Origin of the sequence: Ensifer sp. 1H6 (assembly GCF_001976035.1) — a bacterium.
Lineage (GTDB): Bacteria > Pseudomonadota > Alphaproteobacteria > Rhizobiales > Rhizobiaceae > Ensifer > Ensifer canadensis.
Window position 1 is genome coordinate 62,340 of the sequence record NZ_MOAI01000015.1, and the last position, 22,342, is coordinate 84,681.

The 22,342-nt window shown below is 63.0% G+C and carries 22 protein-coding genes, 1 tRNA gene and 4 pseudogenes; 13 read left to right on the top strand and 14 right to left on the bottom strand.

Features of this window, described 5'->3' with window-relative positions:
• The first annotated feature begins 3 nt into the window (after nt 1-3).
• Nucleotides 4-375, top strand: a complete 372-nt coding sequence (locus BKP54_RS18565) for a VOC family protein (protein WP_025425475.1) — start codon at nt 4-6, stop codon at nt 373-375.
• An 80-nt stretch (nt 376-455) separates the two neighbouring features.
• On the opposite strand, the gene BKP54_RS18570 is transcribed toward BKP54_RS18565, so the two are convergent.
• The 3 genes from BKP54_RS18570 to BKP54_RS18580 form a co-directional block, all read right to left on the bottom strand.
• Nucleotides 456-593, bottom strand: coding sequence for a DUF1127 domain-containing protein (locus BKP54_RS18570; RefSeq protein WP_065784874.1), 138 nt, complete (start codon nt 591-593; stop codon nt 456-458).
• Between the two features lie 195 nt (nt 594-788).
• Nucleotides 789-1,643, bottom strand: coding sequence for a prephenate dehydratase (locus BKP54_RS18575; RefSeq protein WP_025425474.1), 855 nt, complete (start codon nt 1,641-1,643; stop codon nt 789-791).
• A 13-nt stretch (nt 1,644-1,656) separates the two neighbouring features.
• On the bottom strand, nt 1,657-2,412 hold the full coding sequence (locus tag BKP54_RS18580; protein ID WP_025425473.1) for a 3-deoxy-manno-octulosonate cytidylyltransferase: 756 nt from the start codon (nt 2,410-2,412) through the stop codon (nt 1,657-1,659).
• 156 nt (nt 2,413-2,568) lie between these two features.
• Between BKP54_RS18580 and BKP54_RS18585 the strand changes: the two genes are divergently transcribed.
• The gene (locus BKP54_RS18585; protein WP_038575793.1) at nt 2,569-3,231 is read left to right on the top strand and encodes a cytochrome c family protein; all 663 of its coding nucleotides are present in this window, start codon (nt 2,569-2,571) and stop codon (nt 3,229-3,231) included.
• 81 nt (nt 3,232-3,312) lie between these two features.
• Here BKP54_RS18585 and BKP54_RS18590 read toward each other — a convergent pair whose 3' ends face one another.
• On the bottom strand, nt 3,313-4,257 hold the full coding sequence (locus BKP54_RS18590; protein WP_025425472.1) for an AEC family transporter: 945 nt from the start codon (nt 4,255-4,257) through the stop codon (nt 3,313-3,315).
• 163 nt (nt 4,258-4,420) lie between these two features.
• Here BKP54_RS18590 and BKP54_RS18595 point away from each other — a divergent pair, with 163 nt between their 5' ends.
• From BKP54_RS18595 to BKP54_RS18610, 4 genes and pseudogenes are all read left to right on the top strand, one after another.
• Nucleotides 4,421-4,693 carry a BON domain-containing protein gene (locus BKP54_RS18595; protein ID WP_025425471.1) on the top strand — a complete coding sequence of 91 codons (273 nt, stop codon included), beginning with the start codon at nt 4,421-4,423 and terminating at the stop codon, nt 4,691-4,693.
• A 295-nt stretch (nt 4,694-4,988) separates the two neighbouring features.
• Nucleotides 4,989-6,132 (top strand): annotated as a pseudogene (gene cml, locus BKP54_RS18600) (CmlA/FloR family chloramphenicol efflux MFS transporter).
• Nucleotides 6,133-6,252: 120 nt separating this feature from the next.
• Complete coding sequence (locus BKP54_RS18605; RefSeq protein ID WP_198956847.1) at nt 6,253-7,155, top strand: MerR family transcriptional regulator; 903 nt, start codon at nt 6,253-6,255, stop codon at nt 7,153-7,155.
• A 52-nt stretch (nt 7,156-7,207) separates the two neighbouring features.
• Complete coding sequence (locus BKP54_RS18610) at nt 7,208-8,137, top strand: hypothetical protein (RefSeq protein ID WP_025425468.1); 930 nt, start codon at nt 7,208-7,210, stop codon at nt 8,135-8,137.
• A gap of 56 nt (nt 8,138-8,193) precedes the next feature.
• Here the strand turns inward: BKP54_RS18610 and BKP54_RS18615 are convergent, their stop codons facing one another.
• The 4 genes and pseudogenes from BKP54_RS18615 to BKP54_RS18630 all read right to left on the bottom strand — a co-directional run bounded on the left by BKP54_RS18615 (nt 8,194) and on the right by BKP54_RS18630 (nt 9,910).
• The gene (locus tag BKP54_RS18615) at nt 8,194-8,817 is read right to left on the bottom strand and encodes a dihydrofolate reductase family protein (protein WP_025425467.1); all 624 of its coding nucleotides are present in this window, start codon (nt 8,815-8,817) and stop codon (nt 8,194-8,196) included.
• A gap of 11 nt (nt 8,818-8,828) precedes the next feature.
• A pseudogene (locus tag BKP54_RS18620) lies at nt 8,829-9,309 on the bottom strand (SRPBCC family protein).
• A gap of 1 nt (nt 9,310) precedes the next feature.
• Nucleotides 9,311-9,649: a metalloregulator ArsR/SmtB family transcription factor gene (locus BKP54_RS18625; RefSeq protein WP_038576608.1), complete on the bottom strand. Its 339-nt coding sequence runs from the start codon at nt 9,647-9,649 to the stop codon at nt 9,311-9,313.
• A gap of 171 nt (nt 9,650-9,820) precedes the next feature.
• Nucleotides 9,821-9,910 (bottom strand) — tRNA-Ser (locus tag BKP54_RS18630).
• A 370-nt stretch (nt 9,911-10,280) separates the two neighbouring features.
• Here BKP54_RS18630 and BKP54_RS18635 point away from each other — a divergent pair.
• The 3 genes from BKP54_RS18635 (at nt 10,281) to BKP54_RS18645 (ending at nt 12,638) form a co-directional block, all read left to right on the top strand.
• Nucleotides 10,281-10,598: a hypothetical protein gene (locus tag BKP54_RS18635; protein WP_025425464.1), complete on the top strand. Its 318-nt coding sequence runs from the start codon at nt 10,281-10,283 to the stop codon at nt 10,596-10,598.
• A gap of 46 nt (nt 10,599-10,644) precedes the next feature.
• Entirely contained in the window at nt 10,645-11,298 is a 654-nt protein-coding gene (gene msrA / locus BKP54_RS18640; RefSeq protein ID WP_025425463.1) for a peptide-methionine (S)-S-oxide reductase MsrA, read from the top strand.
• Nucleotides 11,299-11,645: 347 nt separating this feature from the next.
• Nucleotides 11,646-12,638 (top strand): BMP family ABC transporter substrate-binding protein, encoded by a 993-nt coding sequence (locus tag BKP54_RS18645; RefSeq protein ID WP_025425462.1) that lies wholly within the window; start codon nt 11,646-11,648, stop codon nt 12,636-12,638.
• 151 nt (nt 12,639-12,789) lie between these two features.
• Here BKP54_RS18645 and BKP54_RS18650 read toward each other — a convergent pair whose 3' ends face one another.
• Together BKP54_RS18650 and BKP54_RS18655 are read right to left on the bottom strand one after the other, a co-directional pair.
• The gene (locus BKP54_RS18650) at nt 12,790-12,999 is read right to left on the bottom strand and encodes a SlyX family protein (RefSeq protein WP_025425461.1); all 210 of its coding nucleotides are present in this window, start codon (nt 12,997-12,999) and stop codon (nt 12,790-12,792) included.
• Nucleotides 13,000-13,199: 200 nt separating this feature from the next.
• The gene (locus BKP54_RS18655) at nt 13,200-13,937 is read right to left on the bottom strand and encodes a sulfate transporter family protein (protein ID WP_057204371.1); all 738 of its coding nucleotides are present in this window, start codon (nt 13,935-13,937) and stop codon (nt 13,200-13,202) included.
• A gap of 326 nt (nt 13,938-14,263) precedes the next feature.
• Between BKP54_RS18655 and BKP54_RS18660 the strand changes: the two genes are divergently transcribed.
• From BKP54_RS18660 to BKP54_RS18670, 3 genes and pseudogenes are all read left to right on the top strand, one after another.
• The gene (locus BKP54_RS18660; protein ID WP_057204374.1) at nt 14,264-15,625 is read left to right on the top strand and encodes an amidase; all 1,362 of its coding nucleotides are present in this window, start codon (nt 14,264-14,266) and stop codon (nt 15,623-15,625) included.
• On the top strand, nt 15,622-16,533 hold the full coding sequence (locus BKP54_RS18665; RefSeq protein ID WP_025425458.1) for an ROK family protein: 912 nt from the start codon (nt 15,622-15,624) through the stop codon (nt 16,531-16,533). Before BKP54_RS18660 ends, BKP54_RS18665 begins: the two co-directional genes overlap by 4 nt.
• Nucleotides 16,530-17,254: pseudogene (locus BKP54_RS18670) on the top strand (copper homeostasis protein CutC). The gene BKP54_RS18665 and the pseudogene BKP54_RS18670 overlap by 4 nt, the downstream one beginning before the upstream one ends.
• A 102-nt stretch (nt 17,255-17,356) precedes the next feature.
• On the opposite strand, the gene nagA reads toward BKP54_RS18670, so the two are convergent.
• The 4 genes and pseudogenes from nagA to BKP54_RS18690 form a co-directional block, all read right to left on the bottom strand.
• Nucleotides 17,357-18,517, bottom strand: coding sequence for an N-acetylglucosamine-6-phosphate deacetylase (gene nagA, locus BKP54_RS18675; protein ID WP_025425456.1), 1,161 nt, complete (start codon nt 18,515-18,517; stop codon nt 17,357-17,359).
• A complete protein-coding gene (locus tag BKP54_RS18680; protein ID WP_025425455.1) occupies nt 18,514-19,536 on the bottom strand; it encodes an SIS domain-containing protein in 1,023 nt (340 codons plus the stop codon). The genes nagA and BKP54_RS18680 overlap by 4 nt, the downstream gene beginning before the upstream one ends.
• A 28-nt stretch (nt 19,537-19,564) precedes the next feature.
• Complete coding sequence (locus tag BKP54_RS18685; protein WP_025425454.1) at nt 19,565-20,329, bottom strand: GntR family transcriptional regulator; 765 nt, start codon at nt 20,327-20,329, stop codon at nt 19,565-19,567.
• Nucleotides 20,326-21,211, bottom strand: a pseudogene (locus BKP54_RS18690) (N-acetylglucosamine kinase). The gene BKP54_RS18685 and the pseudogene BKP54_RS18690 overlap by 4 nt, the downstream one beginning before the upstream one ends.
• Nucleotides 21,212-21,409: 198 nt before the next feature.
• Between BKP54_RS18690 and BKP54_RS18695 the strand changes: the two are divergent.
• A complete protein-coding gene (locus tag BKP54_RS18695; RefSeq protein ID WP_025425452.1) occupies nt 21,410-22,306 on the top strand; it encodes an N-acetylmuramic acid 6-phosphate etherase in 897 nt (298 codons plus the stop codon).
• Nucleotides 22,307-22,342 lie beyond the last annotated feature (36 nt).

Sequence of the window (22,342 nt, forward strand, 5' to 3'; positions counted from 1 at the left end):
ATTATGGCCAAGGCAAATCTCACTATTCTCTATGTCGAAGATCCGCTCGCAAGCGTCGAATTCTATCGCAAGCTGCTCGGCAAGGAGCCGCTCGTCTCCTTCCCGACCTTTTCGTCCTTCGAGCTGCAGGGCGGCTTCGTGCTCGGGCTTTGGGCACAGGATAAGGTGGCGCCACCACCGCCGTCGAAGACCGGCAGCCGCTCGGAATTGGCATTCATGGTGGAAAATGAGGAGGCGGTTCGCGCGCACTATGAAAAATGGAAGGACGCTGGCCTGCCGATTGCGCAGGAACTGACGAAGATGGATTTCGGACCGACCTTCGTGGCGCTTGACCCGGATGGACACCGCCTGCGCGTGTGCCTTTTTGACGAGTAGCGCCAGTTTGACGCGCGGCGCTGTAGTGCATTGCGCGTATCCCGCCAGCTTGGGTGGCGGGATACGGCGAATTGTGCTGATTAGCGGCCGTAAACGGCGGCCTGGATCTGCGAACGGGAAATACCGATATCGCTCAGGGCGTGGTCATCCAGCGAATTCAGCTCGCGGATCGCACGGCGCATTTTTGCATATTCAACGATCTTCTGACGGATCTTCATTTTTAACACTCCATATGTGAACGAGTGTCAAATAGGCATTTGCACATTGTTTAGGTACCGCCGCGATTGCAGATTAGGCATGCACCAGACGCGTAGCGAGTTAACGCATTGGTAAGCCTGATCTGCAGTGCGGCCGGAGCCGCCAGAGCGTCTCCGGTTTAGACGGGTCGTAGAAACGCTCTGTCTCTGAGATGCTTAAAGCACACCACGCATCGGATGCGCCTTGTAGGTGCCGAGAATGCGGACCTTCTCCGAGAAGAAGCGCAGCTCCTCCATCGCATGGCGCACCGACGTGTCGTCCGGATGACCTTCGATGTCGGCGTAGAACTGCGTGGCCACGAACTTGCCGCCGAGCTGGTAGCTCTCGAGCTTCGTCATGTTGATGCCGTTGGTGGCAAAGCCGCCCATCGCCTTGTAGAGCGCGGCCGGAATGTTGCGCACGTTGAACACAAAGGTGGTGATGATCAGTTCGTCATCGGCGCTGCGGGAGAGCATCTGCTCGTCACGCGACAGCACGACGAAGCGAGTCACGTTGCTTTCGGTGTCCTCGACATTTTCGGCAACGATCTCGAGGCCGTAGAGGTCGGCGGCAAGCCGCGGCGCGAGCGCCGCCATCGAGCGATCACCCTGCTCCGACACCAGCTTGGCGGCTCCTGCGGTATCGCCGGCAACCACCGGCTTCCAGCCATTGGCGCGCACGATCTTGCGGCACTGACCGAGCGCATGGATGTGGCTGTGAACGGTGCGGATTTCGTCGCGCGTCACGCCCGGCAGCACCATCAGCTGGAAGCGGATCGGCATGAAATATTCGCCGACGATATGCAGCCGCGATTCGGGTAGCAGGTGGTGGATGTCGGCAACACGGCCGGCGATGGTGTTTTCGATCGGGATCATCGCGAGATCCGCCTCGCCATTCTCGACCGCCACGAAGGCGTCTTCGAAGGTCTGGCAGGGAAGCGGCTCCATCGACGGAAACATGTCGCGGCAGGCCATGTCGGAATTGGCGCCGTAATCGCCCTGGAAGGAGATCCTGTTGGTCTTCGTGGTCACACTGTCTTCCTTCTCAGGCTTTTTCGGAAAGGATGCGGCGGGCTTTTTCGAGCTCGACCGGAGTGTCGACGCCGAGCGGTACGGTGTCGACGATTTCGACATCGATGCGCATGCCAGCTTCAAGCGCGCGCAATTGCTCAAGCGATTCGCGCTTTTCCAGCGTCGACGGCTTCAGAGCGACGAATTTTTCGAGCGCCTGGCGGCGGTAGGCATAAAGCCCGATGTGGTGGTAGAGCGGGCCCTGTCCGTAGGGCGCGGTCGCGCGGGTAAAATAGAGAGCGCGCAGGCGCGTCGCCGACAGCGGCGAGCCGACGATCTTGACGATGTTGGGGCTCTTCTTCTCTTCCTCGTCGGTGATCGCCACCGTCAAGGTGGCGATATCGGTCGAGGCATTTTCGACAAGCGGCCTCAGCGAGGCACGGATAGGAGCCGGCTCGATCGTCGGCAGATCGCCCTGCACGTTGATGACGAACTGCGCCTCACTGTCCGGATCGGCCTTCGACAGCGCCTCATAGATCCGGTCGGAACCGGACTGATGGTCGACCCGCGTCATGATCGCCTCGAAACCGGCGTCGCGCACGACATCGAAAACACGCGGGTCGTCGACGGCGACGACGACCCGTCCGACATCGGCTTCCGCCGCGCGCTTGGCAACCTGGACGATCATCGGCAGGCCGCAGATATCGGCGAGCGGCTTGCCCGGCAGACGCGTGGAGGCCATGCGCGCCGGAATGAGCACGATGGCTTTGCCTGAATTTTCGCGATTCATGATGTGGCCTTCAAAAACCCCGCCCAAAGTGTCAAAAAGTCTCAGTTGGGGGCCCATAATCTCTGTTGCAACGCAGAGCCAAAAGACATAGGTTCCGCGCGATTTCAAGATGGGCCGGGTTTTTGTTTACGCCGGTGGCAAAGGGAGCGTTTGCAGATGAACTCATATGTGAACATGGGCGTGGGTGCCTTTCTGGGTACGGTTTTCGTTCTGATGTCCGTATCCATTGCGTCGGAAGGCATTTTCCATTCCGAGGCTCCCGAGAAGGAAGGCTTCGCGATCGTTGCCGAAGAAGGCACGGCCGAAGCTGGCGGCGGCGCCCAGGAAGCGGCTGAAGTCGACATCAAGCCCTTGCTCCTCAAGGCAGACGCTGCAGCCGGCGGAACCGTGTTCAAGAAATGCGCAAGCTGTCACACCGTGGATAAGGGAGGAGCCAACAAGGTCGGCCCCAACCTGTGGGGTGTCGTCAACCGCCCGATCGCCTCGCACGAAGGTTTCAGCTACTCGGCTGGCATGAAGACCTTCTCCGAAGGCAGCAAGGTCGTCTGGGACTACGACCACCTCAGCTTCTTCATCGAAGCGCCGAAGAAGCACGTTCCGGGCACCGCTATGGGCTTTGCCGGCGTGAAGAAGCCTGACGAACGCGCCAACCTGATCGCATATCTCCGCGAACAGGCCGATGCTCCGGCCGCTCTCCCGGATGCAGCGGCCGCAGAAGCTGCTCCGGCTGCCGCTACCGAAGGTGCTGCCGAGAAGCCGGCCGAAGCGCCCGCAACGGAAGCCAAGCCGGCCGAAGGCCAGGCTGCGCCGGCTCAATAAGCCCCAAGCTCCGTTACGATCGAATTTCGCAAAGCCCGGCCATCGCGCCGGGCTTTTTGCTGTCTTCACCGGACCCGCCGGTCACATCAGGATGTAGGCCCAGACCGAAACGCTGGCGACACCCAGCGCTGTGGTCAGCGTGATGGTCGAGGACGCCAGCGCATGGCCGACGTTGAAATGATTGGCGATCAGCCATGCGTTGACGCCGGTCGGCACCGCCGAGGTCAGCACAAGCGCGGTCGTCCAGTTGTCGTTGAGGCCGAGCAGGTGGCAGGCGGCAAAGACGACGCCCGGCAGAACCACAAGCTTCAACAGGCTCGTCACCGTCGCCAGCCCGAGATTGCCGACAAGACCATATTTGTCGAGCGCCATGCCGATCGAAACCAGCGCCGCCGGCGCGGCAATGGCGGCTAGCTGATCGACGACGCTCTTGACCGGACCGTCGAGCGGCTGGCCAAGCAGATGGAAAGCGGCACCGAAGGCAAGGCCTATGACCAGCGGATTGCGCAGCAGGTTGCGGGCAACGCCGCCCAGGAGCTTCAGCGGGCTTTGGCCCGGCTTGCCGCTTACCCTGCGTTCGGCGCGCTCCATCAGCACGGTGCCCGCGATCATCATCACCGGCAGGTGCACCGACAGCAGGATCGACAGCGCGACGATCCCCTCCTCGCCGACGATGCGCGAGACCAGCGGCAAGCCGATGAAGACGGTGTTGGCGAAGGCCGAGGAAACACCGGCCAGCACGCCCATGCGCGCATCGCGGCCAAAGGCGAGCGTCGCCGCCAGATGGCCGATGGTCCAGGTGACGGCGACGCCTGAGAAATAGGCAACCCAGAGCGGCCAGGGCGAGCCGTCCTTGAAATCCGCCTCGGCGATTGTGCGAAACAGGAGAACAGGCACCGCGACGCGGAAAACGAAATCACCGAGCGCGTCGCCAACGGTCGGTTTCAGGTAGCCGAGCCTGACGATCAGCCAACCGGTGAGGATCAGGATGAAGATGGGCAGAACATTCTGGAAAATATCGGACATGCGTGAGCCTTGGGAACGGTCCGATAGAGATAGACCCGTTCCGGCGACCGCCGCAAGGTTGCAGGACCGGATCCACGCCCCTGACGAAGCCGTCGACCAAGGTAAAAAAGACCGGAACATTCGCTTGTCCGGGGCGTTCCCGAACAGCAGTGGGAAAACGACCATGCCAACAGAAAAGCCCATCTACTCCCATAAGGACGACGATCCTCATCTGAAGGATGACGATCTGGCGGGCAAGGTTCTGCGCTTCATCCGCTACGCCACCTTCGTCGACACCACCGATATCTCAGTGATCGTGCTCGGCGAAATGGTCGTGCTGTCGGGCCAGGTCCCAAGCGATTCCGATGTTGCCTGCGCCGGCGACGCGGCGAGATCGGTAATCGGCGTCACCAGCGTCGAGAACCGCCTGACGGTGAAGCCGGGCAAACATTCATGATCTGCTTGCTTGACCGCAAGCGGTTGTTGTTGGCAGCTTGGGCTGGTAAATGGACACGGCGCCAACCACAACGCGCGCGATTTCCTATGGAGACCGGAATGGGGACGCCTGAGTCAGCAACCAAGTAAGCCGCAACAACACTCCCAATCGTTGTTGCGGCGTCTGTCCGGTCATTTCACACTACCGATAAGAAGGCAGAGCGCCGCTGAATGTCATTCATTTGAGCGGATGTTCAATCGTGCCCAATCATAAATCATCAACCTGGAACTATTCAGTGCCGGCAGCGCTGTTGCTGATGGCCCCCTTCGACTCTCGCCTCCCTGGCGATGGATATCTATCTGCCGGTCGTGCCTGTCATGCCGGGCATTCTCGCCACGACGCCAGCGATCATCCAGCTGACGTTAAGCCTCTACATGACCATTCTCGGCGTCGGCCAGATCGTCTTCGGGCCCATCTCCGATCGCATCGGTCGGCGTCCGGTCGTCATCTGTGGGGCGCTGCTGTTTGCGGTCGCATCGCTGCTGATGGCCGCCACCGTGTCGGCCCCCGCCTTCCTCGCCCTTCGCCTGCTGCAGGCGATCGGCGCCTCGGCAGCGCTCGTTGCCACCTTTGCCACTGTCCGCGATGTCTATGCAGACCGGCCCGAAGGCGTGACCATCTACGGCCTCTTCAGCGCGATGCTCGCCTTCGTGCCGGCCCTCGGCCCGATCGCCGGCGCGCTGCTTGCCGATCGCTTCGGCTGGCGGGCGATCTTCCTGGCACTCGGCCTACTCGCCATCGCGGCCATGGCGAATGCGATACCGCGATGGCGGGAAACCAGGCCAACCGGCACCGAAGGCGAGAGAAGATCCTTCGGCCCGATCCTGCGCAACGGAGCGTTCTGGACCTACACGCTCGGCTTCAGCGCCGCGATGGGCTCGTTCTTCGTGTTCTTCTCGACAGCACCACGCGTGCTCATCGATCGAGCTGATTATTCCGAACTCGCCTTCAGCCTGGTCTTTGCGACGGCGGCCCTTGTGATGATCGTCACGACCCGTTTTGCCAAACGCTTCGTGGCGCTCTGGGGCATCACCGGCAGCCTTGCCCGCGGGATGGCGCTGCTCATCCTCGGCGCGGTGCTGCTCGTCGTCGGCCAGAGCGTCGCCGCACCGTCGTTCTGGACCTTCATCCTGCCGATGTGGGTCATCGCCGTCGGCATCGTCTTCACCGGTTCGGTCACCCCCAATGGAGCCCTCCAGGCTTTCGGCCATGTGGCAGGAACGGCGGTCGCGCTCTACTTCTGCATTCAGAGCCTGATTGTCGGGGTGCTCGGCACCCTGGCTGTGGTTCTGCTTGGTGGAGATACCGCATTTCCATTAGCCGGCTATTCAATGACAATGGCGATCGTCACGCTGGTCGCGCTCGGTGTGCTGGCGAGGCAACGCCCGGCGGAAGCCTGATCCGATGAACCTGCCACAGGGCGTATCGACCATCTCGGCACGCCCTGCGGCACCCCTTGTTTACCCCCCGACAGCGCTGGCAAAGCGAATGCGAGTACAAGGCGTGCACATCGACAACGATTGCCTCTTGACCTCGCCCCAGGGGCAAGCCTCACAGTCAGATCCATGAGCGAATCTTATCTCCTTGCGGGCCGTTTTGGCGCCGCCACACGACTGTCACCAAAGGCGCTGCGGCTTTATGCCGAGCAGGGCCTGCTGGTGCCCGCCTATACCGATCCGACGACGGGCTATCGCTACTATGCGCCGGAGCAGGCCGCCCGGGCACGGCTTATCGCGCGCCTTCGACGCCTTGGCCTGTCGGTGGCGCGCGTCGCGCAATTGGTGGAACTGGATGCGCAGAGCCGCCTTATCGAATTGCGGTCCTGGCTGGACGCTCAAAACGAGCGGCTGAGCGAGCAGACCGAGCTGGTGGTGGCGATCGCGCGGCAGACGGACGGCGGTGATGCCGACCTAATCTCGGCGATTGCCGTACGCGAGGTGGCAGCCTGCAAGCTGATCTCCTGCCAACGTCAGCTCGATATCGAGGCGCTTGATGCATTCCTGGCAACCGCCCAGGCGGAGATCCGTGGTTACCTGCGCCATTGCGGGATTGCCAGCGACGGCGCCATGACCGTGCATTTCCATGAAACCGTTAGCCGCGACAGCGAGGGACTGGTGGAAGTCGCCATCGCCTATGAAGGCGGCATCGAGCCGGTCGACGACCTGCGCATCCGCCTTCAGGCCGCGCGGCGAGAGGTCTTTCTGCCGGTGCCGGCGGCTTGTGAAAACTTCCCGCTGATCTTGCGCGTCTACGACGCCATCGAAACCTGGCTGGATGCGCGAACCGACATCAACAGCAGCGGCAGCCCCTACGAACTACCCCGGCAGCAACGGCGCGTCCTTCGATGTCGCCTACCCCATAATGTTTCCGTCTTAGGCGGAATCAGAACCACTCTATCTCTTTGTTTTATCCGCATTTCCTGACGGAAGACCGCTCCGTACTTTTCCTGGAAATGCTCTAACAGGACAGACGATCATGATGCATTTCGCCTATACGGGCTCCGGCCCCTATTGCTACGCCAACTCTTTCGCAATGATGTTCGGCGCGCAGGCCCCCTCCACCGCGGTGATCGAATTTGCCACCAGCAGTCCGTTCGGCATGCAACTGCTCGGCGGCACCCTGCCGTTCTTCGACCCCTATGGCTGGGATCCGGAAGCCGGCTCTGAAGGCGCGCTTGCGGCGCTCGGCTGGACATCGACGCTCAGCAAGGGCGGCGATGCGGACGACGCGCTTTCCCGCCTGCGCGCAGCCCTCAAGGACGGACCGGTCTGGATCGGCCCCATCGAGATGGGGCATCTGCGCCACCAGCCGGGCATGAACGGACCGATCGACGCCGACCATTACGTCGTGGTGCTCGACATGGACGAGGACAGCGTGCTGATGCACGACCCGCAGGGCTACCCCTATGCGCGCCTGCCGCTCGCCAACTTCATGGCCGCCTGGCGCGCAGACACGCTGAGTTATGGTGACGCCTACACCATGCGGACCGACTTTGTCCGTATCGCCGAGATATCGGAAATCGAGACGATACGGGCGTCGATCCCGGCCGCCATCCACTGGCTGTCGATGGAGACGGACCTGCCCGTTCCTCCCGGAACCCTCGGCAATGCCGAAGCAGCCGAAACGCTCGCCGCGCGCGTCGCGACCGGTTGCGACAAGAACTTGCGCGCGCATCTGGTCCACTTCGCCATCCGGACCGGCGCCCGCCGCGCGGCCGACGCGGCCGCCTGCCTCGCACGGGCGGGTTACAACGAGGCGGCCCGCATTGCCGATGAACAGGCACGGCTCATCGGAGCGCTGCAGTATCCGCTGGTGGTGCGCAAGGACGCAGTCGCGGCGGCCACCTTGCGGGCACTCGCCCCGACCTATGACCGGATGAAGACCGCGCTGGAGCACGGTTGCTGATCTGCGATCGACCGCCGCTCGGGCCGTCGGCGCGGCCGGAGCGGCGGGACACGCGGTTATACGAGCAGTTCGGAAAAACTGCTTGCCCGTTCCGCGTTCTCACGCTTGAGCGGTTCGTAGTGCAGGCCGACCACGCCATTCTCGTAGGTGTCCGTGCCCATCAGCCGCAGATCATATCTGTCGGGAAGCTCATCGAACCAGGCGGCACCCGGGGACGTGACGGGATAGACGAAGAAGTGGAAGATATCGACGAGGCCGAGACCGATGACCGTCTGGGCCAGGCTGGCGCCGCCGGAAAGGTGAATATCGCCACCGGCGCGCGCCTTCAGATCCAGGAGATAGGCTGCCAGCAATTCGTCATCGTGGGCAACGACCTGCTCGACATTGTTCCATTCGGTCAGCGTCTGGCGTCCCGAGCGCGAGAAGACCAGTTTGCGATAGTCGTGCATCCTCCGCGCCATCTTGCGGTTGGTTTCGGTTCCCACGTCCTCCGACAGGGCGCCCGGCCAGTAGGATGCCATTTCCTCGTAGGTCACGCGGCCGACGAGTACGGTGTCATAGGTGGCGTAGAGCCGGTCGATCGCCCGATATTGGTCGTCGCCGACGCTACCGAGCCAGGCCAGCGGATCGTCGAGGCGACCGTTGAGCGTCGTCATCATCTGCAGGACAATCTTGCGCATGTCGACCTCCTCTACTGGGTTCTGCCCTCCACGAGCCGGGCAAGCTGCGCGATGACCGTGCCCCAGCCATCGTGAAAACCCATCTCCTCGTGCATGTTTCGGTCGGCGTTGCTCTTGTGCATGACGTGGGCGGCATAGTCCGTGCCCTCAGGATGATCCTTGAGTGTGATGATCGCCGTCATGAAAGGGTTTTCGGCCGGGCGCCACCCCGCGACCAGCGAATTGGTAAAGACAATGCGCTGGATGTCGTCGACCGCCAGAAAGCACGCATCCAGATGCGGCGTGAACGCACCGCCGCCTTCGCTGATCCTTGTGACGAAGGCGCACGCCCGGCCGCAGGTCCATATCGACCACCTGGCATCTGGCCGGCGCCGGAACCCACCATTGCTCGAAGCTGGCGGGATCGGTCCATGCATTCCAGATCGTCGGCCGCGGCGCCTTGATCAGGCGCGATATCGTCAGGTCGAGATCGGGGTTGTGAGATCGGATCATGTCATTTCTCCTTGTTCTCAGCTGATATCACGAACTGTTCAAGCCGATCGGTGCGGCCTTCCCAAAGGGCGCGCTGCTCCGACATCCACGCTTCGATGGCGGCAAACCGGCTCTTCTCGATGGTGCAGGTGCGCACCCGGCCCTGCTTCTCGGTGCGGATCAGGCCGCTGCCTTCGAGAAAATGGATGTGTTTCATGAACGACGGTAGCGCCATGTCGAACGGCTCTGCCAGATCGCTGATGCTGGCTGGCCCTCGACCGAGCCTCGCCAGCACGGAGCGCCTCGTGGGGTCGGCCAGGGCCTGAAAAATTCCGTCCAAAGGGCTCGAATACTGTTCCATAAGGCTAAGTATCATGACGAAACACTTAGCGCAACGGCTAACTGTTTGCCCTCCGCCGGCGACGCACCAACACCCGCGCAAGCTCCGCGCACATCAATGATCTGGGTCAGCGCACAAGGTTGCGACTAGCGACGGCTGAGTACGATGAAAAATTAACCCTTGGTGAAGAAATGGCGGACAGAGAGGGATTCGAACCCTCGATACGCTTTCACGTATACACGCGTTCCAGGCGTGCGCCTTCAACCACTCGGCCACCTGTCCATCCGTCAACAGCCGATGGTCATGCGGCTGGATGGGAAGGGCGAGGCCCTTCGTGTCATCCGGCGCGAACCGGCGGACGGGCGGGATATATACCGATGATTTGCGCGGGATCAACTGCTTTCTGACAGATTGTTGACATCTTATGAAACTTGGCAGCGAACGGCTGCCATTGCGCTTGTCGAACACGGGGCCTATCTCTTGCGGCAGAGTTGTTCGGCGCCTCCTTTCGAAGGCCGCCGGAACGTTGCACCATCCCGGATTGCCACGTTCTCCCCTCGCGCCGGCTTTGCCCTCAAGCAGGGGAACTGATGCCGTAAGACGGGAGCGACGGTTCGATCTGGGGCGATAGAGTTTGAGAAATGAGGGACCGATGCGCTTCGTGCTGCGACTGGCGAGCTTTGTGGTGCTGCTTGCGGCCGTCCTTGCGGGGGCTGTCGATGCCATCCAGTCCGTCGCAGCCTCCGAGCTGGTGATGACGTCGCTCGGCGACGATCTCGAAGCGCTTGGCCCCGACACCGCTAGCTGGGTGCTGTTCGCGCAGCGGACGGATACCGGGCCGATCCTCTGGCACACGGTGCTGCACTGGTTCTTTACGCAGCCGGCGTTTGCGGTGCTCGCCCTTCTCGCCCTCCTCCTGTGGATGGCCGGATACAAGAAGCGGCCGGCGGCCGGCCGTTTCGCTGCCTGATCATCGCGGGGTGCTCATCCCGCGTCGACCGACAAGGAGTTTCGTGATGTTCCTGATCGACATGTTCAACAAGAAGACCATCATGCCCGACGCGCAGACGGCACTGCGCGGGCGCGAGGACGCCATTCCGACCGCCGCCACGCATTTCGTCTCGGGACACCCGCTGAAGGGCCCCTACCCGGAAGGCATGGAAAAGATCCTGCTCGGCATGGGATGCTTCTGGGGCGCGGAGCGGCTGCTCTGGAATAAGCCGGGCGTGTATGTCACCGCGGCCGGCTATTCCGGCGGCATGACGCCGAACCCGACCTACCAGGAAACCACCACGGGACTGACCGGCCACACCGAGGTGGTGCTGGTGGTCTACGATCCGGAGGTGGTTCCGTTGTCGAGCCTGCTCAAGACCTTTTTCGAGGAACACGACCCGACCCAGGGCATGCGTCAGGGCAACGATATCGGCACGACCTATCGCTCCGCCATCTATGTCTATGACGACGCGCAGCTGAAGGAAGCGAAGGCCGCGCGCGATGCCTTCCAGGCGGCGCTGAAGAGATCGGGCCACACCGGCAAGATCACCACCGAGATCGCGAAGGCCGGCCCGTTGTATTTTGCCGAGGACTACCACCAGCAGTATCTGGCGAAGAACCCTGTTGGTTATTGCGCCCTGCGTGGCACCGGCGTCAGCTGCCCGATCGGCGCCTAGGGCCTATCGCGATCAGCGGGATCCGCCTGCTGCGTTTCAGGCTTTCGCTTTTGCGCATGTCGCGCACAACCCACTGTATACTCTTGCGCGATATGCTCTTGGCCTTTTACATGCTGCTGGTGTCCACCCCCCGCGCTAAAAGGTCAAGCGAACCGGCATTTTAACCCTGCTTGTGAATGCCGGTCGACATTTTTACCATCCGAAAAATTTTGAGTGTTTTTTTGCCGTGACCGTGCAAGGATGCGGCCACCCTAGCCCCCACGAGAGGGGTGGGTTCCGCAGACAGGTTCCATCCGGGGCCCGCGGGAGGACCCGATAAAGATCAATAGCGACAACAGGGCTGCACGATGAAAAAAACCATTCTCGGTCTCTTTGCCTTTTCCATGATGTCCGCGACGGCTCTGGCCGCCGACATCAAGCCGGCCATCATTTACGATCTGGGCGGCAAGTTCGACAAATCGTTCAACGAAGCCGCTTATAACGGCGCCGAAAAGTTCAAAACCGAATCGGGCGTCGAATACCGCGAATTCGAAATCGCCAACGATGCACAGCGCGAGCAGGCCCTGCGCCGCTTCGCCAGCGACGGCAACAACCCGATCGTCATGGCCGGCTTCAACTGGGCGGCACCGCTCGAAAAGATTGCCGGCGAATATCCGGACACCAAGTTCGCGATCATCGACATGGTGCTCGACAAGCCGAACGTGAAGTCGATCGTGTTCAAGGAACAGGAAGGCTCCTACCTCGTCGGCGTGCTCGCTGGTCTCGCTTCGAAGTCGAAGACCGTCAGCTTCGTCGGTGGCATGGACGTGCCGCTCATCCACAAGTTCGCCTGCGGCTATGTCGGCGGCGCGAAGTCGACCGGCGCTGACGTGAAGGTTCTCGAAGCCTACACCGGCACGACACCGGACGCCTGGAACGACCCGGTCAAGGGCGGCGAAATTGCCAAGTCGCAGATGGACCAGGGTTCGGACGTGGTCTACCACGCAGCCGGCGGCACGGGCGTTGGCGTCCTGCAGGCCGCTGCAGATGCCGGAAAGCTCGGCATCGGCGTCGACTCCAACCAGAACGGACTGCAGCCGGGCAAGGTTCTGACCTCGATGCTGAAGCGCGTCGACGTCGCCGTCTACGAAGCCTTCACTGCTGCCAAGAACGACAAGTTCGAGTTCGGCATCTCCAATCTCGGCCTCAAGGAAGATGGCGTCGGCTACTCGCTCGACGACAACAACAAGGCTCTGATCACCCCGGAAATGCTCGATGCGGTCGAGAAGGTGAAAGCCGAGATCATCGCCGGCAAGGTCCAGGTGCACGACTACATGAGCGACGAAGCCTGCCCCTACTAAGGGCTTCCGCCTGAAAATGAGAAAGGCCGCCGTTCGCTAGAACCGGCGGCCTTTTTATTTCCCTGTCCTGCGGAGCCATTGAGCCGCGCCATCTCCCTGGCTTTGCGCATTTCCTGACGCAAAGCCGCTTCGCACTTTTCCTGGAAAAGCTCTAGTAATGCGGCGGCCGGGTGATCGGAGGCGCATCGATCGATTGCTCCTCGAGGCTGAGGAAGCGTTCCGTCAGCCGGTCGAGCTTTGCTCGGGTCTGTTCGACCACTTTCCATTGCTCGGCAAGTTGGTCGGAAAGCTCTTCGATCGTCTTGGCCTGGTGAGCCACCGTCTCTTCAAGGCGGGTGACCCGGTCTTCGGCGTTGTTCATTTCAGCTGCTCCGTCCTGTCGCGGCCATCCCGGCGGGCGACGCCTGCAGCGCCGTACGTCTTCAGACGCACAAAGGTCGCTGTATCACTCTGAATAGCTGCATGTCGGTATTCCTAAATCGAACAAGATTAAGGAAACATGCAGCGGGGGATTTGCCGGCAGATTGGCCAGCGGATGTCCGCTGTCAAGCAGATTGCGTCTCAGGGCCTGGCCGTGGCCCCTCGCGTCAGCGAAAATCCCGGATCGCTTGCCGACAGCCTCTTGTGCAGGTGCACCATCATGCCGGCGGCAAAGAGCGGCGTCAGCAGGTTGAGCAGCGGTACGGCGAGAAACGCCGCAAGGATCAACCCGGCCAGGAACACGGTCGAGCGGTGCTTGGCGCGGAAAAGCCGCGCCTCCGCCGGCGACCGGTAGCGCATGGCGGCAAACTCGAAGAACTCCCGCCCCAGCAGGTAACCGTTGACGAGGAAGAAGGCGATCAGGTTGACGCCGGGCACGAGCAGCAGGAACAGCGCCAATATGTTGCCGAGAATGACGACGCCGAGGAACTTGGCGGAGCCGGCAATCGCCTCTCCGAGCGGCAAGGGCCTGCCCGCCGGCTCGCTCGGATAGTCGCGCGCCTCGACCACGTCCGCGACATCGTCAAGGAAGAAGCCGGCGATCAGCGCCGTCACCGGCGCTAGCAGCAGGGCCAGGGCCAGCGCCAGCCCGAGGCTCGCGAAGATGCCGAGCACGAAGGTGAGCCAACCCGCCCAGGCGGGCGTGCCAGGCATCAACGCATCGAGCCATGGCAAAGCAAGCCAGATGAAGAGTTCGCGCAGGCCGAACCACAGTGCTGCGAGCGCCAGAAGCGTCAGGCCGAGCACTTTCCAGAACACCGAACGGGTCTCCGGTGCAAAGAGATTGGCAAAAGAAAGCCGCGCCGCGTCCAATATCATCAAATCTCTCCAGTGCCGGGCAGGGTTCGATGAGGCATGTAGGCAAACGCCTTCGTATCGACAAGGCAGGACGGCCGGCATCATCTGCTTTCGGCAAAATTCCTGCGGCGAAGACGGACGAACCATGGCAAACGCCACGGGGAGCGATATGGTAGAGCTTGTTGCACAAAACTGTGCAGGGGTTTTGCGCGACATGCGCAAGAACAACGACTTAATGCGCAGTCAGCGAATCCTGGAGATCGCGACACGCTTTAGATCAAAAGCCTGCCCACGCGGGCCAACGGAAGGACGAGCTGCCGCTGGCGGCAGGCGGACAAGGGGAGACCATGACCAGACAGAAAACGCTCGCCGGGCTTTCGGTACTCGTCCAGGAAGGCAAGCTCGACCCGGTCACGCTTGCAGAGCAAACACTTGCCGGCATCGCGGCGCACGGCGATCAGTCGATCTTTGTCGGCATCACCCGCGAACGCGCGCTTAAGGAGGCCTCGGCGGCCTCCGCCCGGCTTCGTGCGGGCCGATCGCTCGGCCTGCTCGATGGTCTTCCGGTCGCCTGGAAGGATCTCTTCGACGTCAAGGGCAGCGTGACGACCGCGGGTTCCGCGGTCCTGCGGGACACCCCGCCTGCTGGCAGTGACGCCGCCGTGGTCGGCGCGGTTGCCGGTGCCGGCATGGTCAGCGTCGGGCGAACCAACATGAGCGAATTCGCCTTCTCCGGCCTCGGCATCAATCCGCATTACGGCACGCCGCACAACCCGGCCTCGACCGATGTCGAGCGCATCCCCGGCGGCTCCTCGTCGGGCGCGGCGGCGGCGGTCGCGGCCGGTCTCGTGCCCGCGGCAATCGGTACCGATACTGGCGGCTCCGTCCGAATCCCGGCGGCCATGACCGGCATCATCGGCTACAAAGCGACGCGCGGCCGCTATTCGATGAAGGGCGTCTTCCCGCTCGCCGAAAGCCTCGATTCGCTCGGGCCTCTCTGTCATACGGTGCAGGATGCGGTCTGGCTCGACGCCGCCATGCATGGACTGACCGCACCGGTGGTTCGCCGCGGCGAGATCGCCGGCCTCTCGATCGTCATCCCCGAAACCATCGTCTTCGACGAGGCGGAAAACGAAGTCGTCGAAGCCTTCGAGGATGCGGTCAAGCGGCTGGAAAAGGCCGGCGCCACGGTCACCCGCCGCGCCTTTCCGACGTTCAAGGCGGTGTTCGATCTGATGGCGCGCCACGGCGCGCTCGTCACCGCCGAAGCCTTCGCACTTCACCGGGAGCGCCTGGCAGGCTCCGAGGCCGAACGCATCGATCCGCGTGTCGTCGCGCGCACCAGGCTCGGCGAGAAGATCACCATGCCTGACTATATCGCGCTTCTCGATGCGCGCGACCAGCTGATCCATGAAACGGTCGAGAGCCTGAAGCCGGGCGAACTCATCGTCCATCCGACATTGCCGCATGTCGCGCCGCCGTTGGCGCCGTTGCTGGCCGACGACGAGCTGTTCTTCAAGACCAACGCCACGACGCTGCGCAACACGCTCATCGGCAACTTCCTCGATTTCTGCGGCATCTCGATCCCCTGCGGCACCGGTGCCGGCGAAATGCCCGTGGGCCTGCAGTTGGCTGCACCGCACCATCAGGACGACCGGTTGCTCTCGATCGCACTTGCCGCCGAAGCCGTGATCCGGGGAGAGGCATGATCGTCTGTTTCGATATCGGCGGATCGGCGATCAAGGGGGCGATCGTGCATTCGCGCGAACGGATCTTTCCGCTGCCGCGCCGCACGACGCCGCTCAACAATTTCCGCCAGTTCGTCCAAACGCTCGAATCCGTGCTCGACGAAGCCGGCGGCCACCCGGAATGCGTGGCGATCTCGATTACCGGCGTCATCGACCCGGAGACGCGCCGGATCAAATGCGCCAACATCCCCTGCATCGACGGCCGCGAACTGGTGGCCGAGCTCGAGCGCGAGCTGCACCTGCCGATCAAGATCGCCAATGACGCCGACTGTTTCGCCCTTGCCGAAGCGGGCGCCGGCGCCGGCCGGGGTCACCGCATCGTCTTCGGGGCGATCCTCGGCACCGGTGTCGGCGGCGGCTTGGTGGTCGACGGCCAGTTGATCAACGCCGACGGCGGCTTTGCCGGCGAATGGGGACATGGACCGGCACTTGCCGCGGAAGCGGGTGAACCGCCGATCGCCATCCCCGCCTATGCCTGCGGCTGCGGCCAGCGGCGCTGCGTCGACACGGTCGGCGGCGCGCGCGGGCTCGAACGACTGCACGACACCGTGCACGGCAAGACCATGTCGAGCCATGAGATCATCGAGGCGTGGCTCAAGGGCGACACGGAAGCGAAACGCACCGTCGAGATTCTTGTCGATCTCGTCAGCTCACCGCTGGCGCTCGTCATCAACACCACGGGAGCGACGATCGTACCTGTCGGCGGCGGTCTTTCCAACGTTGAACCGCTGCTTGAGGGGATCGATCTGGCGGTTCGTAGCCGGATTCTGCGGCAGTTCAAACGGCCGCTCGTCGTGCGCGGCGAGTGTCAGGTCGAGCCCGGCCTGATCGGCGCAGCCCTGCTCGGCCTTGGAGGAGAAAAGGCATGAATGGCATCGGACTTGAGGTTTGCGTCGACGACGCCGACGGGCTTGCCGCGGCGATCGAGGGCGGGGCGGACCGGATCGAACTCTGCGCAGCACTTTCCGTCGGCGGGCTGACGCCGACCGCCGGGTTGATGGCACTCGCCGGGCCGCCACGGGTACCCGTCTATGTCATGGTCCGCCGCGGCCGGGCGACTTCGTCTTTGGCGCCGCCGATCTCGACATGATGCGCCGCGATATCGATGCGGTGCGCGATGCCGGACTTGCCGGCGTCGTTCTCGGTGCGTCGCTTACCGATGGCCAGCTCGATGCGCCCATGCTCCGAAAACTGACGGGCCATGCCGCAGGCCTCGGCCTCACCTTGCACCGCGCCTTCGACCTGGTGCCAGATTTCAAGGACGCAATCGAACTTGCGGTTGAACTCGGCTTTGAGCGGATCCTGACATCCGGAGGCGCGAGGAGCGCGCCACAGGCCATCGAGAAGCTGGCGGAGCTTGTCGAGCTGGCAGGTGGGCGGCTTTCGATCATGCCTGGTTCCGGCGTGACGCTTGAAACCGTCGATGCGCTGCTTGCCCGACTGCCCGTCACGGAAGTGCATTCATCCTGCTCGATCCGTGAGCCGGCTCATGATCGGCGACTGGTCGAGATGGGCTTCGTGACCGAGGATCGGCGCCGCACGGATGTGGCGACCGTTCAGGCGATGAAAGCGCGGCTTTCGGCGGGGTAGGACGTTCGCGCGTCGGATCTTCGCCACGCTTTCAGTTCACGCTAAAGAAAGGCCCGACGATCACTCCGATCGTCGGGCCTCAATTTTTCGATAGATCGGTGATCAGGCTGCGTAGACCTGGTTGCCGCCAATCCAAGTCGATCCCATGGCGAGTTCTGATGTCAGAAGCACGAAATCCGCATCTGCCCCGGGCAGAACACGGCCCTTGTGCGAGGAGATGCCCATGGCGTCGGCGGGATAGGCCGATGCCATGCGAAGGGCTTCCTCGACCGGTAGGCCGAGCTTTTCGTGCACGAAGCGCACCGACGAGAGCATGTCGATATCGGCGCCGGCAAGCGTGCCGTCGGCGAGCGTCAGACGACCGCCGTGGCGCAGGATCTCGCGGCCATTGAGCTCGAAGCTCGTCATGTCCGTTCCAATCGGCGACATCGCGTCGGTCACCAGGAAGATCTGGCCCGGGCCGGTCTTGGCCCGCAGCGCCACACCCATCGAGGCGGGGTCGACATGGTAGCCGTCGGCGATCAGGCCCGCGTGCAGGGTGCCTGTCGCAAGGGCTGCACCGACGACGCCAGGCTCGCGATGACCGAGACCGCTCATGGCGTTGAACAGATGCGTCACCGTCTTCGCCCCTGCCTTGGCATAGGACACGGCGGTCTCATAGCCGACATCCGTATGGCCGAGGCTGACGATGGCGCCGGCGTCGGCAAGGGCTCGAACCTGCTCTTTGGTCGCATTTTCCGGTGCGACCGTGACCATGAGGGTGCCGAGCGCCCTGGCGCAGTCGAGCATCTCCTTGAGGTCGGCGTCATCCATCGGTCGGATCAGCGCTGGATCGTGCGCGCCCTTTCGTGCGACCGAAAGATGCGGACCTTCCAGATGCAGGCCGAGGAAGCCGGGCACGCCGGCCGCCTTGGCCTGAAGGCCGGCGGCGATCGTTGCCGTGCGGACTTCGCGCGTATCGGTGATCAGCGTCGGCAGAAGTGCGGTCGTACCGAACTTCGCATGGGCCGAACAGATCTGGCGGATGCTTTCCAGCGTCGGCTGCGCGTTGAGAAGCGCCCCGCCGCCGCCGTTGACCTGCAGGTCGATGAAGCCGGGCACCAGCAGCAGGCCGTGGGCATCGACGATCGTGGCACCGGCCGGCAGATCGCCGGCTGCCACGATGGCCTTGACACGACCCGCCTCGATCAAGAGAGCGGCGCCGTCATGCCATTCGATACCATCGAACAGGCGGGCGCCGATGATTGCCTTCTTCTCGGTCATCTCGTCTCCGTTACCTTCTTGAGGCTTGCCGGTGCGTCGGGATTGAGACCGCGCGAGCGCGACCAGGCTTCGACGAAGCCATAGAACGGCAGGATCAGGGTCAGCGCGTCGGTGATCGGGTGTCCCGTCTCGACGAACGGCAGGCGCTTGGCCTTGCCGGCGCGGTTCGACGTCACATGGACCACGGCGCCCTTCTCGGCCATGCCGTCGGCGATCTCGGCGACGGACCCTTCGGCCGCATCGCGCGCCGCAAGCGTCAGCACCGGGAACTTGGCGCCGACAAGCGCCACCGGTCCATGCAGCACTTCGGCGGCCGAATAGGCTTCCGCATGCATGCCCGAAGTTTCCTTGAACTTCAGCGCCGCTTCGCTGGCGATCGCCAGCGCCGGGCCACGGCCAAGCACGTAGAGCGATTCGGCCTCGCCGAGATCGGCGGCGAACTCATGCCAATCCAGCTTCACCGCCTTGGCGAACTGGTTCGGCAGATCGGCCACGGCGCGCTGCAACGCCGCGTCGCCGGTCCATTCGCCGAGAACGGCAAGGCCGGCGACGATGGAGTTGACATAGGACTTGGTTGCAGCAACGGCGATTTCCGGGCCGGCGAGAATGTCGAGCGGATGGGTGCATGCCTTCGAGATCGGTGACGGCAGGGTGTTGGTAAGTGCGATTGATACGGCGCCGGCATCGGTTGCGGCCTGGGCCATCGCGACGATATCCGGGCTCTTGCCCGATTGCGAAATCGCAATTGCCGCCGCGCCACCGAGCTTCAGCTTGGCGCCATAGATCGACGCGAGCGACGGCCCGAGCGAAGCGACCGGTCGACCGGCCTGCAGCTCGATCGCATATTTCAGGAACAGGGCGGCATGGTCCGAAGAACCGCGCGCGATCGTCACCAGGAAAGCCGGGTCCTTGGCGCGCAGCGCTGCGCCGGCCTGCTTCAGGGCCTCGGAAGAATGCTCGAGCAGTCGGGCCGCCGCTTCGGGGATCTCGTCGATTTCTCGGCGCATGTTGGTCTGCATGGTCAATTCCTTTCTTGCGGAGCGACGGTCAGGATTCCGACAGGGTCAGTTCCGCGACAAAATCATAGGCGTCGCCCCGATAGAGCGAGCGGGTGAATTCGACGACGCGTCCCGATGCGAGATAGGAGACGCGTTCGATGGAAAGGCCGGCAGAGCCGACGGCGACGCCGAGCATGGAGGCGTCCGGATCCTTGATGTTGCAGGCGGAGATGCGCTGCACGGCGCGCACCGGCCGGGAACGGGTCTTGTCGAGCGCGGTATAGAGCGACGAGGTGACGGCCTGCGGATCCGGCAGGAATTCGGCCGAGATGCTGGCGCGCTCGATCGCGAGCGGCATGTCGTCAGCGATGCGCAGACGCCCGAGCCTGGCCACCAACGCGTCGGCCGGCAGGCCGAGCGCCATCATCTCATCCGGCGACGGATGATACAGGCCTCGCTCCAGCCAGCGGGCATGAGTGTTGAGACCACGGCGCGCCATGTCCTCGGTAAACGAGGTCAGCCGCGACAGCGATTGCTGCACCTTGGAGACCGGCTTGACGACAAAAGTGCCGGAGCCGTGGCGCCGCACCAGCAAGCCGTCGCGCACGAGATCGTCGACGGCCTTGCGCACGGTCACGCGGCTGATATTGGCGTAATCGGCCAAATCGCGCTCCGGCGGCAGGGCGTCGCCATGATTGAGCTTGCCCGACTGGATCGCGTCTTCCAGCGATTGCCGCAGTTTCAGATAGAGCGGACCGGATCCACCGGCCTGCAGGCCTTCGAGCGGCAGAATGGCAGCGAGATGATCGGTCATGCGCCGACCTCCGAGCGGGAGCCGAAGCGCTGTGCGGCGAGTGCGACGGCGCCGGTGAGCGCGTCGGCCTCGGCTTCGACAAAAAAACGGCTGGTGGCGCTCGGCAAGCCAGGGACGATAGAGCGGCGCGAGGCCACCGAGCAGGCAGAGCTTGCGCCCGCCCCGGGCGACCACGACGTCTAGCGCCTCGTCGACCGTGATCGCCGCAGTCTTGAGCAGACGCACGGCGACGGGATCGCCCGCCTGCGCCGCTTCGAAGACACGCGGGGCATAGCGGCCGAACTCACCCGGCTTTGCCAGGCGCGCGAAATCGACGACAGCACTCGGATCGTTCCTGAACTCGGCCATGACGGAATCGGTTATCGGCGACGCCTCATGGATGCCATCGAAGGCAAGCAGGCTTTCCTGCAAAAGCGCATGGCCGATGCGTGCGCCACTGCCATGATCGCCGATCGTGAAGCCCCAGCCGCCGACATAGCTGACGATGTCGGCCTGCCGCAGGATATAGATGCTGCCGGTGCCGAGAATGGCGACGGCGCCGTCCTCGTCGCCGAGCGCGCCCTGCAGGGCAATCAGACCATCCGATTCGATATCGGCTGCGGCAAACGGCAGGCGTCGCTTCACATAATGCACGGCATCGCCGACATTGTGCCCGGCGACGCCGACAATTGCGCGCGCCTCGGCGATACCAGAGGGATCAAGACCGGCTTCTTCAAATGCCGCCCGCGCAGCGTCGCCAATATGGGCGAGCGCCGTTTCAGGATCCGTCAGAATGTTGGCTGCACCAGCCTTGCCGCGGCCGAGAATACGTCCATCCCCCGCAGCCACAGCCGCCCGGCAGCTTGTTCCGCCGCCATCGATTCCTATTAGGTAGTTTGGCATGAGCACCTCCGCCCATAGAGGATACCAAAAAAATACCAATAACCAAGTCCGAATTGGTCTCGATATCCAATTTTGAAATAATGCATTGAATAACAACGGATAATTTCAGAGATTGGTTTTTTTTTGACGCCAAAATGTAATTTCTCCTAGACAATTGGTATTTTTTTGGCATTAATTCACCCAGAGGAGACACAACCTATGCCTTCAGTGAAGACCGAAGAGCGTCACGACAACGCCAAAGGCCTGGATGTCATGCATCCGGCGCTGGCGCTTCGGCTGCTCGCATCCGGACAACAGGCGGCAGCAAAGGTCGTGGACGCCGCGATTGAGCAGATTTCCGCTGCTGCGTCCCTGGCTGCAGAAACGCTCGCCTCCGGCAAGCGTCTCGCCTATGCCGGCGCCGGCAGCTCAGGCCTGATGGCCATGGCCGATGCGCTGGAACTTCCCGGCACCTACGGCATCCCCCAGGACCAGATCGTCATTCTGCTTGCAGGCGGCGCCGCCAGTCTCAATGACCTCGCCGGCGGCTACGAAGACGACATGGATCTGGCGCGCGAAGACGTCCGCAAGGCCGGCATCACCGCGGGCGACTGTCTGGTTTCAGTGTCGGCCAGCGGCTCGACACCCTATGCGCTGGCCGCAGCCGACGAGGCGCGCAAGCTCGGCGCAAAAGTCATCGCCGTTGCCAACAATCCGGGCGCAGCTCTTTTCAACGACGCGGATGTCGCCATTCTGCTGCAGACGCCGCCGGAAGTCGTTTCCGGCTCGACGCGCATGGGTGCCGGCACGGCACAGAAGATCGCCTTCAACATGTTCTCGACGCTGGTCGGCATCCATCTCGGCCACGTGCTCGACGGCCACATGGTCAATCTGCGCGCCGACAACATCAAGCTGCACGGCCGCGCCGTTCGCATCGTCACCGACATTACCGGTGTTGGCGCATCCGAGGCCGGCCGGCTGATCAATGCCGCATCCGGCTCGGTCAAGATCGCCATCCTGCTGGCATCGGGCGCGAAGGACGTGGCGGCAGCCGAAGCGGCGCTCAACCAGACCAAGCAGAACCTGCGCCGGGCGATCGATATCGTTTCGGCCTGAGATAAACCTGGGATTCAAACCGCGCCAAAACGGCGC